This window comes from Frankia sp. BMG5.60 (assembly GCF_059428125.1).
In genome coordinates this window covers 3,821,296-3,837,852 of record NZ_CM182091.1, presented here as the reverse complement: position 1 = coordinate 3,837,852, position 16,557 = coordinate 3,821,296, and the positions used below count along the sequence as shown (strand labels likewise).

Here is a 16,557-nt window from a genome sequence, read left to right as displayed (position 1 = left end):
GTGGGCCTACTCGGCGGCCGCCCCACGCCCGCCCGTCACACCGGCCGACTCCTCCCTGTCGGCCGTTTTCCTACGCCTTTCCGCAGTTCGGCAGCGGAAGGTGGAACTGCGAACGGTAGACGTCGGCCGCGGCCGGATGCAACGGCACATAGCAGAAGAGGGATGACACCAGGTCGTCGTCCATATAACTCCTTACATCCGCCAGTTGGTGGCTGCGTCTCGCGTCATTCGGCCAGACGGCCTTCGTGAGAGCGCCGCGGCTCTCGGTTGACGCCAGGATATGGGCCAATGCTGCCACCAGCGCAGAGTCGGTGGAATCCCGGACCACCAGGCCGTTGGGCACTCCGACGGTCGTGACGTCGTTCTTCGTGTCATAGTCTTCTGCGAAGATCCTTCGGGACAGTATCACGTTCTGCTCGATGAATTCTCCACCCGCCTTCTTCCGGTAGAAGTCCCGCCAGTTTTCGTTCATCTTTGCTAGCACGTTCTTCTTGTCTTGATCTATCACGTACGACGGGATGTCGACATCGAGTAGGTGAGCCTGCTGGTTTATGATCGCGGCTCTAATATCCTCGGTCGGTGTGGCGTTCACCCAGATGACCGCGTCCACGGCACCGTCACCGAGGAGGGCGAATCCCTCCTTCAGCGTCTTCTCGTATATCTTCTCCTGGCCCCCCTGCAGTTCTTTGCCGCATATCGTGCGATAGAAGACCGCGGTCAGTTGCCGCGAGCCCGACAGTGGCAGGCCGATGCTGAGGGGCTTGTCGCAGAGCTGTTCCAGCTTCGTAATCTTCGGGTCCCGGACGACGATCTGTAGTAGATCATCGAACGCTGGCCCGACCGTCCGCAGCCCCAGTATCTGGTTCTGAACACTGCGGGCCGGTGGTCCCTGCTCTGGGCTTAAGGCGATGGCGGAGTTGAACTGGTAAACCCCGTATGTTGCGTCCACCGCAACATTGAGCTTGGTCATCGCGATCGCGCACCGGGCGGCGTGCGAATCATTGACTTGCGGATCCTCGAGGTGGTAGAGATTGTCCGCGCCCCCCTCCGTTTCCTGTAGTTGTACGTTCTTCACTTCCGGCAGAGCTGCCGCGATCTGTTTTTCAACTCCACCGCAAAATTCCTGTACGGCGACTGCTGGTTGCCGTAGAATATATACACCGTCGGGCAGGTGGAAGGCTGCACGGTAATGCTATGAATGTGCGCCGAGGGTGGCCCTGAAACCGTAGCCAAAAGTGCCAACACGATAACGGCGATTCCTGCGACAGCGTACCCGACGCGCCAAACCCGCTTGTCTTCCCGCAAGTGCGAATCGGTCTTCCGCTGACCTGCGTCCGTCATGCCCCTGTCCCCCTGACTCGGCATACGCCCCACGGCGTTCCGCCCGGTTCCGGACGGAGGGTGTCGAGCTGTCGTCACTCTACCGGTGGCATGATTCATGCGGGTCTCTGCCACGGTGGGACGGCGCCTCCCTGTCCCCGAAACGGGAGCCGAGTGGAGCTTCTCGACCTGGTGTTGGACGAGGAGCTTCCGCATTATGCCGAGGCCCTCCGACGGCTCGGTGAATGATCTGTTTGGTGCTTCGTGAACTGCTGTACATCGCCGGACGAACCATCGGCTCAGAGCTCGCCCGCAACCACGCCCGCGTCGACTGCCCGGACGACTCGTGCTCGCCGTGCTGATTGCCTTCCACGGTCTGAACTGCCGCCGGCTGACTCTGAACAAAGCGGCGGCGCGTTTTCGGTGGCTCCCCGGTCCTCGCGGCGTTCACGACCCGGCGAGCCGCGAGGAACCGGCCGACCTCGACCACCCGATCGTCTCCCGCGAGCACGTCCGCCGTGCTGATGCTGACGCAGGCCACGCGGCGACTCGACGCCCTCGGGCACGAGGTGGGGCAGCGGGTGTCGCTCATCCAGCACCGGCACTGGGTGCCCTTGACTTCATGTTGACTTCAGGTTCGAGGGTGGTGCGCGACCGGGTGTGGTGGAGATTCCGCCGGACGGCCCGGGCCGAGGAGGACCGTGATGGCAGGCAGTTCGCCCAGGACAGCCCCCGACCGTCCAGGTGCGCCGAACCCACGGGCCGGTGAAGCCGGCGCCGCGCACGCACCCCGCGCCACTGCGGGCGCTGCCGCCGTGCCGGGGCAGGAATACGGCACGTCGGCCGAACCGGCGGCATCGCCGCCGTCGGCCGGGTCGCCGGCATCGCCGCCGTCCGCCGGAATCGACCGGCAGACCCGGCTCACGCTCGCCGTGCTGGTGCTCGGCGGGCTGATGGTCGTTCTCGACGTGACCATCACCAATGTTGCGATCCGCAGCCTCTCCCGGGATCTGCACGCTCCGCTGGCGGTGATCCAGTGGGTCACCACCGGGTACACGCTGGCACTCGCGGTCGTGGTGCCGACGACCGCGTGGCTGGCCGCGCGGCTTGGCACCCGCCGCGTCTACGTCGCCGCGCTGGCCCTGTTCGGGCTGGGTTCACTGCTCGCGGGGCTGGCCCCGAACATCGGTTCACTCGTCGCCTTCCGCGTGCTGCAGGGGATCGGCGGTGGGCTGGTCAACCCGATCGCGATGACGATCGCGATGCGCAGCGCGCGGCCGGAGGTCCGGGGCCGCACGATGGGCGTGCTGGGGCTGCCCGTGCTGGTCGGCCCGCTCGCCGGGCCGACGCTCGGCGGGTGGCTCGTCGAGTACTCCTGGCGGTGGATCTTCCTGATCAACGTGCCGATCGCGCTGGTCGCCATCCCGCTGGCGCTGTGGCTGCTGCCGCGCGACGCGCCGGAGGGTGTCCGCGAGCGGCTCGACCTGCCGGGCCTCGCGCTGATCGGGCCGGGTCTGGCCGCCGTCGTGTACGGGCTGGCGGAAAGCGGCCGGCGCGGGACCCTCGTCTCGGCGGCCGTGCTGGTCCCGGCGCTGCTCGGTCTGGCGCTGTGCGTCGTGTTCGTGCTGCGGGCGCTGCGGCTGCGCACGCGGCGCCCGCTGGTCGAGGTGCGCCTGCTGGGCCGGCGTGCCCTCGCCGCCGGCACCGCGACGCTGGGTCTGTTCGCGGCCGCCTACTTCGGCTCGATGTTCATCGTGCCGCTGTACTGGCAGCTCGTCCGGGGGCAGAGCCCGGCGGCGGCCGGGCTGCTGGCCATCCCGCAGGCGCTGACCACCGGCCTGTCGTTGCAGGTCGCGAGCCGGCTGATCGACCGGGTCCCGCCGGCGCGCGTCGTCGGTGCGGGCATCGTGATCGCGACCGCCGGCCTGCTGACCACCCTGCTCCAGCTCGACGCGAACACGCCGTACTGGCGTCTGCTGCTGTCCATGGCCGTGACCGGGATCGGGACCGGCGCGACGATCATGCCCACGATCACGACGGCGATGCGCCACCTGCCCGACCGGGACACCGCCGCCGGCAGCACCCTGCTGAACATCACCAACCAGGTCGCCGTCTCCGTCGGCACCGCGCTGACGTCGGTGCTGCTCGCGTCGAACCTGGCGAGCCTGGCCGGCCTGGACCAGGGCGCCGACCTCGCCGGCGACATACCCGCCGCCGCGGCCGGCGGCGTCGTCGCGGCCTTCCGCCACACCCTGCTGCTCCCGGTGGCCCTGATGGCGGCCGCCGGGGTGGTGGCGCTCCTGCTGCTGCCCCGTCCACCCCGGGGGCGGACGGCGAGGGACGACGCCCTGGCTCCGGGCGAGGTGGCCCGCGCAGGACGATGATCACCGACTGGATGGCGACGCTGATCGGGAAGCACGATCAGCCGGCACCGCCCGGCTCGGCGGGTGCTCGCCCGGTTGGGCAGGCGCGGATGAAACGTGCGGACGGCGTGAGAGTGGTCACGCCCGAACGGACCAGCCGCGGGGTGGGTCGGCGGGAAAGTCCACTGCTGCGGCGAACCGCCCGTCGGGGGACCCCCGGCTAGGCCAGGCTCGCCTATCGATCAGTAGTTCGGGACCGGGCGCGTGGCCGATGCACCGGGCACTATCAGGACAACGTCGCCATCCCCTCCGCCACCGCCGCAGGCCCGGCATCCCTGTCGAACCACCCGCGACGGCAGTCCCGGAAGGCGGCCTCGGAGCTGCTGCCGGGCGCGATCCGCCCGCCGGCCGGCCGGGGTCCTGGCGCACAGGCCGCCGCCGGTGGGCGGCCGGGGCAGACCCCCGTCCGCCGGCGGCGCTCCACCGCGGGCACTGGGCCGCGGGTGCTGGTCCGGCGTCCGGCGGAGCGCCGACGGGTGGCGGCAGGCGTGCCGCTGGCCACGCGAGGCGCGGGTGGCCGCGTGGACCTGCGAGGATCGTGGGCATGGTGGTTCCCTCTGCCGCGCCGGCCTCCGAAGAGCTGTTCCGGCGCGCCGAGCGTGTCGTTCCCGGTGGGGTCAACTCCCCGGTCCGCGCCTTCCGGGCTGTCGGCGGCACCCCGCGCTTCATGGTGTCCGGCGACGGCCCGTATCTGACGGACGCGGACGGGCGTACCTACGTCGACCTGGTCTGCTCCTGGGGGCCGATGATCCTTGGCCACGCCCATCCCGCCGTCGTCGAGGCGGTGTCCCGGGCGGTGTCCGCCGGCACCAGCTTCGGCACGCCGACGCCGGGCGAGGTGGAGCTCGCCGAGCTGATCGTGGAGCGGGTCGGCCCGGTCGAGAAGGTGCGGCTGGTCAACTCCGGCACGGAGGCGACGATGAGCGCCGTGCGGCTGGCCCGGGGCTTCACCGGCCGGTCCACGATCATCAAGTTCGCCGGCTGCTACCACGGGCACGTCGACGCCCTGCTCGCCGCCGCCGGCTCCGGGGTGGCCACCCTCGGACTGCCCGACACCCCGGGCGTGACCGGCGCCGCGACCGCCGACACCATCGTCCTGCCCTACAACGACCTCGCCCTGGTCGAGGCCGTCTTCGCCGAGCGCGGCGACACGATCGCCGCGGTCATCACCGAGGCCGCCGCGGCCAACATGGGCGTCGTCCCGCCGCTGCCCGGCTTCAACGCCGGGCTGCGCCGGCTGTGCGACGTCCACGGCGCCCTGCTCATCTTCGACGAGGTGATGACCGGCTTCCGGATCTCCCGGGCCGGCTGGTGGGGCAACGAGGGCGCGATGGAGGACTGGTCGCCGGACCTGTTCACCTTCGGCAAGGTGATGGGTGGGGGCCTGCCCGCGGCGGCGTTCGGCGGCCGCGCCGACGTGATGGCGCGGCTCGCGCCCGCCGGCCCCGTCTACCAGGCCGGCACCCTGTCGGGCAATCCGATCGCCGTCGCCGCGGGCCTGGCCACCCTGCGGGCCTGCACCGACGACGTCTACACCACCGTCGACGCCCGCGCCGCCGACGTCGCCGGCATCGTCTCGACGGCGCTGACCGAGGAGGGCGTCGCCCACCTGCCCAGCAGCGCCGGCTCTCTGTTCAGCTTCTTCTTCACCGACGCCGCGGCCGTCGTCGACTACGCCGGCGCCCAGGCGCAGCACGCCGCCCGCTACGCCGCGTTCTTCCACAGCATGCTCGACGCGGGGATCTACCTGCCGCCGTCGGCGTTCGAGGCGTGGTTCGTCTCGGCCGCCCACGACGACGCCACGATGGAGCTGATCGCCGCCGCCGCACCCGCCGCCGCCCGCGCCGCCGCCGCCGTGCCCGAACCGGCGTCCGTGCCCGTGACCAGCGGGGGCCGGTCATGACGGGCCCGGAGCAGGAGCGGCCGAACGCCGAGCCGGTGGGCACCGCGTCGCCGGGCGCCGGGCCGGTGGTCGCGTCCCAGGGCCAGCCGCGGATCACCGGACCCGGACCCGGATCGGGGCCAAGCGGCGAGGTGGAGCAGGGCCCGCTTGGACCGGCCGGCACCCGCGGCACCCCGACCACGATCGTCGAGCCGGTCGCGCCGAGCGGCGGCGCTCCCGCGGCCGGCCAGGGCCCGCTGACGAGGGTGCATCTGGTCCGCCACGGGGAGGTCTTCAACCCGGAGAAGGTGCTCTACGGCCGGCTGCCCGGCTTCGGGCTGTCCGAGACCGGCCACCGCCAGGCCAAGGTGACCGCCGAGTTCCTCGCCGGCCTGGACGTCGCCGCCGTGGTCGCGAGCCCCCTGGACCGTGCCCAGCAGACGGCGACTCCCATGGCCGCCGCGCACGGTCTGCCCGTCGAGGTCGATCCGAGGCTGATCGAGAGCCGCAACGCCTTCGAGGGCAAGCCGTTCGAGGCGGGCCCGGCGGTCCTGCGCTACCCGCACCTGTGGCGGCTGCTGGCCAACCCGTTCCGGCCATCCTGGGGCGAGCCGTACGACGAGATCGCGCAGCGGATGCTCGCCGCCGTCGCCGAGTGGCGCGACGCCCATCCCGGACGGCACGTCGTGCTGGTCAGCCATCAGCTCCCGGTGTGGACCACCCGGCGGGCGTTGGAGGGGCTGCACCTGTGGCACCGCCCCGACCGGCGCCAGTGCGGCCTGGCCAGCGTCACCACCGCGGTCTACCGCGGGCGGGACCTCGTCGGGATCGAGTACGCCGAACCGAACGGTCCGACCGCGAACCTGCCCGGATCGGTCGGGGCCTGACCGGCCCAAACCCGCCCCGACCGCCGGCGTCGCCCCAGCCCGCCGTCGTCGCCGGTGGTGGTGACGCAGGCGTCGCCGGTGCCGGTGGTGCCAGCGCCGCCGGTGTTGGCGGTGTTGGCGTCGGCGTCGAGGGTGTCGTCGGGGGCGTCGGTGGTGTCGTCGGGGGCGTCGGCGTCGAGGGTGTCGAGGCGGTGCTGCCGGTGCTGCGCTGCCCGGTGTGCGCGGGTGCGCTGCACCGGGACGGCGGTGCCCTGCGCTGCGCCGCCGGGCACGGCTTCGACCTCGGGCGCGGCGGCTACGTGAACCTGCGCACCGGCCACACCCGCCGGATCACCGGCGACACCGCCGCCATGGTCGCCGCGCGGGAGTCCTTCCTCGGGGCGGGGCACTACCGGCCGCTCACCACCCGGCTGGCCGAGCTCGCCGCCGCCAGACCGGGCAGCTCGGGGCCGGTGGTGCTCGAGATCGGGGCCGGCACCGGCCACCACCTGGCCGGAGTGCTCGCCGCGCTGCCCGCCGGGGCGGCCGGGGTCGCGGTCGACGTGTCGAAGTACGCGCTGCGCCGGGCCGCGCGGGCCCACCCCCGGATCGGAGCAGTCGCCTTCGACGCCGCCGGCCCGTGGCCGGTCGCCGACGGCTGCGTCGACGTGCTGCTCGACGTCTTCGCCCCGCGCAACCCGGCCGAGATGCGCAGGGTGCTCCGGCCGGACGGGTTGCTCATCGTCGTCACCCCCGAACCGGGCCATCTCGCCGAGCTGCGGGGCCCGCTCGGGCTGGTCGGAATGCAGCCGGACAAGGGCGACCGACTCGACGAGCGGACCGCCGACCGGTTCGACCCGGCCGCCGTCGAACGCCTGGACATTCCGCTCGTGCTGTCCGCCGACGAGGCCGTCGACCTGGCCCTGATGGGCCCGACCGGCCACCACCGCACGGTCGAGGACCTGCGCCATCGGGCCGAGGCGGCCTGGCCGCGGCGTCACGCCGCCGTGACCGTCCGCCTCGCGGTCCGGTGCTACCGGCCGCGTGGAGGAGGGACCGGTCCCGGCGCGGTACCCGGCGGCAGCGTCACGCCTTCCGTCATGCAACCCAGGACCGGGACCGGCCGACGGCCCTAACCTGCCTGCGAGGCGGCTCCGGAGGGCGCCGCCACGGCCCGCACGGGCACCGGCGGTCACGGCCGACGGGCGGACGGTTCTGCCGACAACGGAGGTTCGGAATGGACATGGGACTGCTCGGGCGGATCGCCGTCGTCACGGGGGCGAGCCGGGGCATCGGCCTGGCGGTGGTTCGGGCGCTGGTCGCCGAGGGCGCCACGGTGGTGGCCGGAGCCCGTCGCAGCTCGCCCGAGCTCGACGAGCTGGCGGCCACCGGCGCGGTGCGGGTCCACCTGGTGGACCTGGCCACCCCCCACGGTCCGGCCGCGCTCGTCGAGCGGGCCGGCGAGCGGGTCGACATCCTGGTCAACAACGTCGGTTCCGCGCCCGCCCGGCCCGGCGGGTTCGGCTCGGTCACCGACGAGATGTGGCTGGGAACGCTCAACCTGAACCTGCTCGCCGCGGTGCGGGCGACCCGGGCGGCGCTGCCACTGATGCTCGCCGCCGGCAGCGGTTCCATCGTCACGATCAGCTCCGTGAACTCGGTCCTCGCCGATCCGGCGGTCATCGACTACTGCGCGGCGAAGGCCGCGCTGGCGAACTTCTGCAAGTCGCTGGCCCGCGAGGTCGGTGGCCGGGGCGTGCGAATCAACACGGTCAGTCCCGGCCCGGTCGCCACCGACCTGTGGCTCGGGTCCGACGGCGTCGCCGCCACGGTCTCGCGAGCCACCGGCGCGGACCCCGCGAGTGTCGTCGACGCCGCGGCCGGCAGCTCCGTGACCGGCCGGTTCAGCACGCCGGAGGAGGTCGCTGCGGCCGTCGTCCTGCTCGCCGGGGACCGCGGCGGCAACATCACCGGCGCGGACCTCCGGGTCGACGGCGGGATGGTACCCACCTGGTAGCCGCCGAGCCCAGTGGTGTCCGCCGTGTCGAACTCCACGCGCGTCCGCCGGCCTCGCCGCCTACGCTGAGTTGAGTTCTACAGTTGGTCGTAGACGGGTTCCGAGCCGGGAAGGGGCAGGGCACATACTGGTTCGCGTGGCGGAGAAGGGACGGCGGTCCGCGTCGGGTGACAGGTCGGACACGCCGGTGACAGGCGTTGTCCATGACCGGGCCGCGGGGTCGCGCCGGCAGCGGACGCGGATCAGGCGGGTCGGGCTCGCCGCGGTGGTGCTCGCGGTGGCGGGGTTGGTGGCGGCCTGTTCCGGCGGGGGAGGCACGGTCGACGCGACCGGCGGCGGAGGCTTCAACTTCGTCCAGCAGTCCGCCGGCAAGGACTTCGTCCCGGCCGGAAACCGGCACGAGGCACCCAAGCTCGCCGGCAAGAACCTCGACGGAGCCGCGTTCGACGTCGCGTCCCTGCGGGGGAAGATCGTCGTGGTCAACTTCTGGGCCTCGTGGTGCGCCCCCTGCCGGGCGGAGACGCCCGGCCTGGTGCAGCTTTCCAAGGCGAACCCGACGGTGGCGTTCCTCGGCGTCAACGAGAAGGACCCGTCGGGCGCCAAGGCCTTCGTGCGCGACAACGGCGTGCCGTACCCGAGCGTCGTCGACCGGCTGGGCACGCTCGCCGCGGGCTGGCCGGTCGCCCCGGGGTTGCCGTCGACCTTCGTGCTCGACGCGAACGGGCGCATCGCGGCCCGCTTCACCGGCCCGGTCGTGCCCGAGGACGACCTCAAGCCCGTGCTCACCCGGTTGCAGGCCGAGGCGTGAGCGGGCGGCGGCCGGGCGGGACGGGGGACCCGCGGTGAGCGTGGTCGGGCTCGTCACGGACGGGCCCGTGCTGCTCGCCGCCCCGGTCGCGGCGGCGGCCGGGCTGCTGTCCTTCCTGTCCCCGTGTGTGCTGCCCCTCGTTCCCGGCTACCTCAGCTTCATCACCGGCCTGTCCGGCGAGGAGCTCCAGGACCGCGAGCGGCGCCCCGCCCGCCGACCGTCAGGGTCAGCCGATCGCGCCGCGGCATCCGAGCCGGTCCTGGCGGCCGCCGTCGCCGCGCCGCCGCTGCCGGCACCGGCCGGGGCGGCACCGCAGGTCGGCCGCGGCGGTCCGACCGGGTCCGGCGGTGGTCTGGCCGGGTCCGGCGGCGGTGCGGCCGGATGGTCCGCCACGGGCGGGAATGCTTCCGCCCCGGCCGCCGGGTCGACGGCGGCGGAGACCGGGGACGGCGGGCGCGGCGGGCGGTTCGCCGGTCTCGGGCCGCGGCTGGGCCGGCTGCGCGTCGGCGGGCGGGTCGCCGCCGGCACCGGGCTGTTCGTGCTCGGGTTCACCGCGGTGTTCGTCTCCTTCGGCGCGGCCTTCGGTGGACTCGGTCAGTGGCTGGTCCGCCACCAGGTCGGGATGAGCCAGATCCTGGGAGCGTTCACCATCGTCATGGGCCTGGCCTTCGCCGGGGTGTTCTCCCAGATGTCCTGGGCGAACCGCGAGTGGCGCATCCACCGGCTGCCGCGCCCCGGCCTGCTCGGCGCGCCGGTGCTCGGGGTGCTGTTCGGCATCGGCTGGACCCCCTGCCTCGGCCCCACGCTGGCGGCAGTGCAAGGGCTGGCGGTGGCGAGTGCGACGGCCGGCCGGGGTGCGTTCCTCTCCGCCGTGTACTGCCTGGGACTCGGGCTGCCGTTCCTCGCCGTCGGGCTCGCCTTCCGGCGTGCCGTCGGCGCCCTGCACCTGCTGCGGCGACACACCCGCGCCCTGACTCTGTCCGGTGGCGCGCTGCTCGTCGCGGTCGGGGTGCTCCAACTCTCCGGGGAGTGGGCCGACCTGATCGCCAATCTGCGGCCCTATGCCCCCGGCTTCTCGGAGACGCCGCTGTGACCTCTTCCACCCGTCCCCACCAGCCTGCCGGCGCGGCCACCGACCTCGCGCCGAAGCCGGGCCCCGACGACACGGACGCGGTCGATCCGGCGGACGTCATGGACGATGAGGCCGTCGGGTTCGACCCGGACTCCTCGGGCGGACGCCGGCTGCCCGAGGGGCACGCCGACGCCCGCGTCGCGGTCGCCGTCGCCGTCGCGCCGGACGCGTTCGCGCCACCCGGGCCCGACGGGGCTGACCGAGCTGACGGGCTCGACCCGGACCCGACGCCTGTTGTCGGGGGAGCTCGCCGGTCCGCGGCCGGGAGGCCCGGCGGCGCCGCCGGGCAGGATGCGTCGGCGTCCGGCGGGACCCGGCCCGGGCGGCATCCGGCGCTGGCGCTCGCCGTCCGCTCCTGGCGGCAGCTCACCAGCATGCGCACGGCGTTGGTGCTGCTGTTCCTGCTCGCCCTGGCCGCCGTGCCGGGGTCGCTGCTGCCGCAGCGCAACATCAACCCGATGCGGGTCGATCAGTACCTGTCGAAGCACCAGACCCTCGGGCCCCTGCTCGACAAGCTTTCCGGCTTCGACGTCTTCGCCGCTCCCTGGTTCGCGGCGATCTACCTGCTGCTGTTCATCTCGCTGATCGGCTGCCTGTCGTCGCGCATCCGCTGGCACGCCAGGGCGCTGTTCACCGCCCCGCCGAAGGCGCCGGCGCGGCCCGGTCGGCTGCCGGGCGGCAGTTCGTGGGCCAGCCCGCTGGCCCCGGCCGATGCGACGGCCGCCGCCCGCGCGGCGCTGCGCCGGCGCCGGTTCCGCGCCAGCGTCGCCCCCGCCGGGACGCGGCGGCCGGACGGCTCGGCGGACCACTCCGTCGCGGCCGAGAAGGGCTACCTGCGCGAGACGGGCAACCTCGTCTTCCATGTCGCGCTGGTCGGGCTGCTCGCCGCGGTCGGCTTCGGCTCCTGGTTCGGCTACCAGGGGACCACGCTCGTCGTCACCGGGGACAGCATGGCCAATACGATCATCTCGTACGACCAGTTCAGCGGCGGCAAGCTCGTCGACACCGCCAAGCTGCGCCCGTTCTCGCTGACTCTGAACCGCTTCGCGGCCGCCTACGAGCCGAACGGCGAGCCGTCGGACTTCCGCGCCGACGTCGCTTACTCGCCCGACCTGGACACACCGACCCGGCCGGCGACGATCCGGGTGAATCATCCGCTGGTCCTCGGCAACGCCAAGATCTACCTCATCGGGCACGGGTACGCCCCGCACTTCCTCCTGCGCGACGCCCGGGGCCGGACCGTCTGGCAGGGCAACGTGCCCTGCACCCCCCGAGACGGGATGTTCACCTCGACCTGCACGGTCAAGATTCCCGACACAGGCCTGGCGCCGCTCGGCGTCCGCAAGGAGCCCCAGCAGCTCGCCTTCAGCGGCGTGTTCACGCCGACGACCCACCTCGACCCGACCCAGGGCTATGTCTCGACTTTCCCGGCGGCCCGCGCACCCGGCCTGACGATCACCGGCTTCGTCGGCAACCTTCACCTCGACGAGGGCGTGCCGCAGAACGTGTACACGGTCGACACCCGGGACATGCGCCAGCTCACCCTGAACGGTCCGGCCGGAATGGCACGCAACGCGCAGGTGCTCGCCCTGAACAACCCCCGGCAGCGGACCCTGACCGGGCTGCCCGGCGGGCTGAGCCTGGAGGCCGACAGCGTCGCGGAGTTCGCCACCTTCCAGGTGAAGTCCGACCCGTTCAAGCGGGAGGCGCTGATCTTCGCGGTGCTCATCATCGTCGGGCTGATCGCCAGCCTGCGGGTGCACCGCCGCCGCCTGTGGGTCCGGGCGAGCCCGGCACCCGGCGGCGGTTCGGTCGTCGAGATCGGCGGCCTGTCCCGTTCGCACGGGGACGGCTTCGCCGTCGAGCTCGGTCAGCTCACCACCCTCGTCCGCGAGGCGACCGGCCCGGCCGGCGGGCAGGACGCGGCGGCGCGGCCCGAGGCGGCGTCACCGCCGCCGGGCGAGCCCACGGCGGGAGGCGGCGCCGCGGCGCCGAGCACCACGGAATCGCGCGGCACCGCAGCCGGTGGCGCCGCGTCGAACGCCAGCGAACGGGAGCACTGATGGCGGTCAACGAGGGCGTAGCCAGCCTCTCCGATCATCTGTTCGGTAGCGGCATGGCGGTCTACGCCGCAGCCATGCTCGGCTACGCGGCCGAGTTCGCGTTCAGCCGCCTGGGCGCGCGCCGCGGTGCCGCGGAGCTGGCGGCCGAGATTCCCGCCGCCCGCGCGGCCGACCGGTCGGCCGTGCTCGTCGGGGCCGGAGCCCCCGCGGACGCCGGATCCGGCGTGGAGATCGACCCGGACGATCCCGCCGCGGCCGCGCTCGCGGCGGCGCGTGCCCGCGAGATCGAGGCGGTGCGCCAGCGGGACACCGCCGCTCACACCCTGGTCGCCGGCAACGACGGCGACGTCGAGGTGCCCGCTCGCGCCCGGTGGATCGGGCGGATCGCCGTGCTGCTCACGGTGGTCGGCTGGGCGCTGCACCTGGGTTCGGTCGTCACCCGTGGCATCGCGGCGGACCGGGTGCCCTGGGGCAACATGTACGAGTACTCGTCGATGATCTGCCTGATCGCAGTCACGACGTTCCTCGCCCTGATGACCCGGCAGCAGGTCCGTTGGCTGGGCGTCTTCGTCATGGTGCCGGTGGTGCTCTACCTCGGTTTCGCCGGCACGGTACTCTACGTCGCGCCCGGGCCCCTGGTGCCCGCGCTCAACTCGTACTGGCTGAAGATCCACGTGGTCGGCGCGATCGTCTCCAGCGGGGTGTTCCTGATCTCCGCGGTGACCACGGTGCTGTTCCTGGTCAAGGAGCGCTGGGAGAACCGGCTCGCCGAGGTGGCGGCCGGCCGGGCCGACGCCAGCCGCGCGATGCAGAGCCGCGGCGGCATCGTGATGCGCCTGCCGTCGTCCGCGGCTCTCGACACCCTGTCCTACCGGGTCATCGCGTTCGCGTTCCCGATCTGGACCTTCGCGATCATCGCCGGGGCGATCTGGGCCGAGGCGGCCTGGGGCCGGTACTGGGGCTGGGACCCCAAGGAGACCTGGTCGTTCATCACCTGGGTCTGCTACGCGGCCTACCTGCACGCGCGGGCGACCGCCGGCTGGCGGGGCCGGCGGGCCGCCGCCATCTCCCTGGTCGCGTTCACCGCGCTGTTCGTGGACTACTACCTGGTGAACCTCGTCATCACCGGCCTGCACTCCTACGCGGGCGTCTGACCCGCGGCGGTCGGGGGGCGGACCTCGGTCCGCCCCGGTCCGGCCGCCTGGCCGGCCTCCGAGGCTCACGGCCGGCCAGGCCCCGCAGCGTCGGCCGCAGCGGTCTCGGCCGGCGGCGGAGCACACCCGGATCCGACCCAGTGCCGGCCTGGGGAGTGGGGAGCCGGGCGGGCGTGCGCGACGCGCGCCGCCGACTCTCCCCGCCCCTCTGGAGGGCTCTGCGTCCGGTTTATCCCTCTGGAGCGGCAAGGTCGCCCTTGCCGCTCGTTCTCCTCCAGTCCCGTTGTCACGTTCCGTGACGTCAGCGGTGTGGCTGGGCGGGTCGCGAAACGGGTGACGGCTCGTGCGTCGGTGGCGGATGCGTGGGAGAGCGCCTACCTGGGTCCTTCTGGTGGGCCCGGCGTCCGGATGTCCCACCAGAGGGACCCAGGTGGCTCCGCTCCCGTGCACGCCTCCTCGCGGCGTGGTGCTCGTGGGCCGTCCGGCGGCGAGGCGGGCGCCAACCGATATCGCACTCAGTCACCGAACGCCGGAAAGGGCTCCATGAGGAGCTGCACTCGGGCCGTCGCCGGTGTGGCTTGGTGCGTGCGTGCGTGCGGCTCGTCTCGGCGGATGGTGTGGTGCGGCTTGGTAGCAGCGTCAGCCGCGGGCGGACGGCGGCTCGGCGTCGCCGCCGCGGATGCGATCCGAGAGCTCGCGGAGGAACTCCGGGTCGTCGTCCGGACCCTTGGGCCGCACGGCGGGGCGCCGGGTACCCATCCGCGAACCGGGCCGTCCCAGGCCCCCCTCGCGGCGGTCGACGTCCCAGGTCGAACGCTGGCCGAAGGCCGGGTGGTCCGAGACCGCCCGCCGCGGCGGCCGCGCTCCGAGCCCGTTCGCCCGCGGCCGGCCGAAGAAGTACCACGCGGTGGCACCAGCGAGAACGAAAAGAATCACGACCACGATCCAGATCGGTTTGGACAGACCGCGTACCTCATCGGACGGGGTCCCGAACACGTCGGCGACCATGTACGCCCAGAATCCGATGAACACGAAACTCAGTGCGAGGCCCAGCACAGGCTGGTCGCTCCTTCCGCTCTCCATGATCGATTACGTCCGGTTCGACATATCGGGTATGAACATCGGTCGGCGGGTATGTAGTCCCGGCCAGGCGCGGCATCGCCGAAGGGGCAGACGAGCGTGCGGCGCCCTCCCCGGAGAGCGCACATGTCGCGGTGATGGCCGGCCCGTGTATCCCTAGTGTGCCCTCCGGCCCCGGCCCGCGTCCGGCCGGTCCGCCATCGGCCGCCGCCGGCGTCCGCCCGCTCACCGTCACAGCGGTGCGTCGTGACCCCTCGGGTTTCCATGGTGACTGATGGTGGGAGGCCGGACGGCCGGGCGCGCCGGCTGCCAGGATGGAGGCATGGCCTGGGCGGATCTACGCGCGTTCCTCGCTCATCTCGAACGGCGAAAGGAACTGCGGCGGATCTCCGTGCCCGTCGACCCCCACCTGGAGGTCACCGAGATCGTGACGCGGGTGGTCCGCGAGCGCGGGCCGGCGCTGCTGTTCGAGTCCCCCCGCGGCGCCGACATGCCGCTGGCCATCAACCTGTTCGGCACCGAGGCCCGGATGGCCGCCGCGCTCGGGGTCGACCGCCTCGACGAGATCGGCGACCGGCTCGCCGCGCTGCTGCGCCCGGAGCTGCCGACCGGCCTGTCCGGGCTGCGCGACGCGCTGGGCAAGGCCGCCTCACTCACCTCGATCCCGCCGCGGCGGGTCCGCACCGCGCCGTGCCAGGACGTCGTGTTCAAGGGACCGGACGTCGACCTGTTCCGGCTGCCCGGGGTGCACGCCTGGCCGAACGACGGCGGCGCCTTCCTCAACCTCGGCCTCACCCACACCCGCCATCCGGAGACCGGGGCGCGCAACCTCGGGATGTACCGGCTGCAGCGGCACGATGCGCGCACCGTCGGCATGCACTGGCAGATCCACAAGGACTCCAACGCCCACCACGCCGTCGCCGAGCGGCGCGGGGAGCGGCTGCCCGTGGCGATCGCGTTCGGCTGCGACCCGGCGGTGACCTACGCCGCCTCCGCGCCGCTGCCCGCCGACATCGACGAGTACCTGTTCGCCGGCTACCTGCGCGGCGAGCGGGTGGAGATGGTCGACTGCCTGTCCGTGCCGCTGCGGGTGCCGGCGAACGCCCAGATCGTGCTGGAGGGTTGGCTGGAACCGGGCGCGCGGCTCCCGGAGGGCCCCTTCGGTGACCACACCGGCTTCTACACGCCGGTCGAGCCGTTCCCGGCGCTGCACGTCGACGTCATGACGATGCAGCGCGACCCGGTCTTCCAGACGATCGTCGTCGGCCGCCCGCCGCAGGAGGACGGGCCGATGGGCAAGGCCACCGAACGCATCTTCCGGCCTCTGATCAAGATGATGATCCCCGAGATCGTCGACTACGACCTGCCCGAGGCCGGCGTCTTCCACAACTGCTGCATCGTCTCGATCGACAAGCGCTTTCCCAAGCACGCCCAGAAGGTGATGAACGCGGTCTGGGGCGCCGGGCTGCTGTCGCTGTCGAAGCTGATCGTCGTCGTCGACGCCGACTGTGACGTCCACGACTACGCCGAGGTGGCCTGGCGGGCGTTCGGCAACGTCGACTACGCCCACGACCTGATCACCACGATCGGCCCCGTGGACCACCTCGACCACGCCTCCTACGAGCAGTTCTGGGGCGGCAAGGTCGGGGTGGACGCGACGCGCAAGCTGCCGACCGAGGGCTACCGCCGCGAGGGCGGCTGGCCCGAGGAGATCGTCATGGACGACGCCGTCCGCGCCCAGGTCACCCGCCGCTGGAAGGAGTACGGCCTTTGATCACCTTCACTCCGTCATCCTTGCCTCTCCCCATTTCC

12 protein-coding genes are annotated in these 16,557 nt (G+C 72.8%); 10 read left to right on the top strand and 2 right to left on the bottom strand.

Going from position 1 to position 16,557, the window contains the following annotated elements; all coding sequences use genetic code 11:
* Nucleotides 1-70 precede the first annotated feature (70 nt).
* Nucleotides 71-970, bottom strand: a complete 900-nt coding sequence (locus AC5R91_RS15535) for a TAXI family TRAP transporter solute-binding subunit (protein WP_495397827.1) — start codon at nt 968-970, stop codon at nt 71-73.
* Nucleotides 971-2,024: 1,054 nt separating this feature from the next.
* Here AC5R91_RS15535 and AC5R91_RS15530 point away from each other — a divergent pair.
* The 9 genes from AC5R91_RS15530 (at nt 2,025) to ccsB (ending at nt 13,665) form a co-directional block, all read left to right on the top strand.
* Entirely contained in the window at nt 2,025-3,704 is a 1,680-nt protein-coding gene (locus AC5R91_RS15530; protein ID WP_495397826.1) for a DHA2 family efflux MFS transporter permease subunit, read from the top strand.
* 583 nt (nt 3,705-4,287) lie between these two features.
* Complete coding sequence (gene hemL / locus AC5R91_RS15525; protein ID WP_495397825.1) at nt 4,288-5,646, top strand: glutamate-1-semialdehyde 2,1-aminomutase; 1,359 nt, start codon at nt 4,288-4,290, stop codon at nt 5,644-5,646.
* 182 nt (nt 5,647-5,828) lie between these two features.
* Entirely contained in the window at nt 5,829-6,512 is a 684-nt protein-coding gene (locus AC5R91_RS15520) for a histidine phosphatase family protein (protein ID WP_495397973.1), read from the top strand.
* A 191-nt stretch (nt 6,513-6,703) separates the two neighbouring features.
* Nucleotides 6,704-7,627: a putative RNA methyltransferase gene (locus AC5R91_RS15515; RefSeq protein ID WP_495397824.1), complete on the top strand. Its 924-nt coding sequence runs from the start codon at nt 6,704-6,706 to the stop codon at nt 7,625-7,627.
* Nucleotides 7,628-7,728: 101 nt separating this feature from the next.
* Entirely contained in the window at nt 7,729-8,508 is a 780-nt protein-coding gene (locus AC5R91_RS15510) for an SDR family oxidoreductase (RefSeq protein WP_495397823.1), read from the top strand.
* Between the two features lie 187 nt (nt 8,509-8,695).
* On the top strand, nt 8,696-9,316 hold the full coding sequence (locus tag AC5R91_RS15505; RefSeq protein ID WP_495397822.1) for a TlpA family protein disulfide reductase: 621 nt from the start codon (nt 8,696-8,698) through the stop codon (nt 9,314-9,316).
* A gap of 34 nt (nt 9,317-9,350) precedes the next feature.
* Nucleotides 9,351-10,409 (top strand): cytochrome c biogenesis CcdA family protein, encoded by a 1,059-nt coding sequence (locus AC5R91_RS15500; protein WP_495397821.1) that lies wholly within the window; start codon nt 9,351-9,353, stop codon nt 10,407-10,409.
* Nucleotides 10,406-12,511 (top strand): cytochrome c biogenesis protein ResB, encoded by a 2,106-nt coding sequence (resB, locus tag AC5R91_RS15495; protein ID WP_495397820.1) that lies wholly within the window; start codon nt 10,406-10,408, stop codon nt 12,509-12,511. Before AC5R91_RS15500 ends, resB begins: the two co-directional genes overlap by 4 nt.
* Nucleotides 12,511-13,665, top strand: a complete 1,155-nt coding sequence (gene ccsB / locus AC5R91_RS15490) for a c-type cytochrome biogenesis protein CcsB (protein ID WP_495397819.1) — start codon at nt 12,511-12,513, stop codon at nt 13,663-13,665. Before resB ends, ccsB begins: the two co-directional genes overlap by 1 nt.
* A 639-nt stretch (nt 13,666-14,304) precedes the next feature.
* On the opposite strand, the gene AC5R91_RS15485 is transcribed toward ccsB, so the two are convergent.
* On the bottom strand, nt 14,305-14,721 hold the full coding sequence (locus AC5R91_RS15485; protein ID WP_495397818.1) for a PLD nuclease N-terminal domain-containing protein: 417 nt from the start codon (nt 14,719-14,721) through the stop codon (nt 14,305-14,307).
* A gap of 346 nt (nt 14,722-15,067) precedes the next feature.
* On the opposite strand from AC5R91_RS15485, the gene AC5R91_RS15480 reads away from it, so the two are divergent.
* On the top strand, nt 15,068-16,519 hold the full coding sequence (locus tag AC5R91_RS15480) for a menaquinone biosynthesis decarboxylase (RefSeq protein WP_495397817.1): 1,452 nt from the start codon (nt 15,068-15,070) through the stop codon (nt 16,517-16,519).
* Nucleotides 16,520-16,557 lie beyond the last annotated feature (38 nt).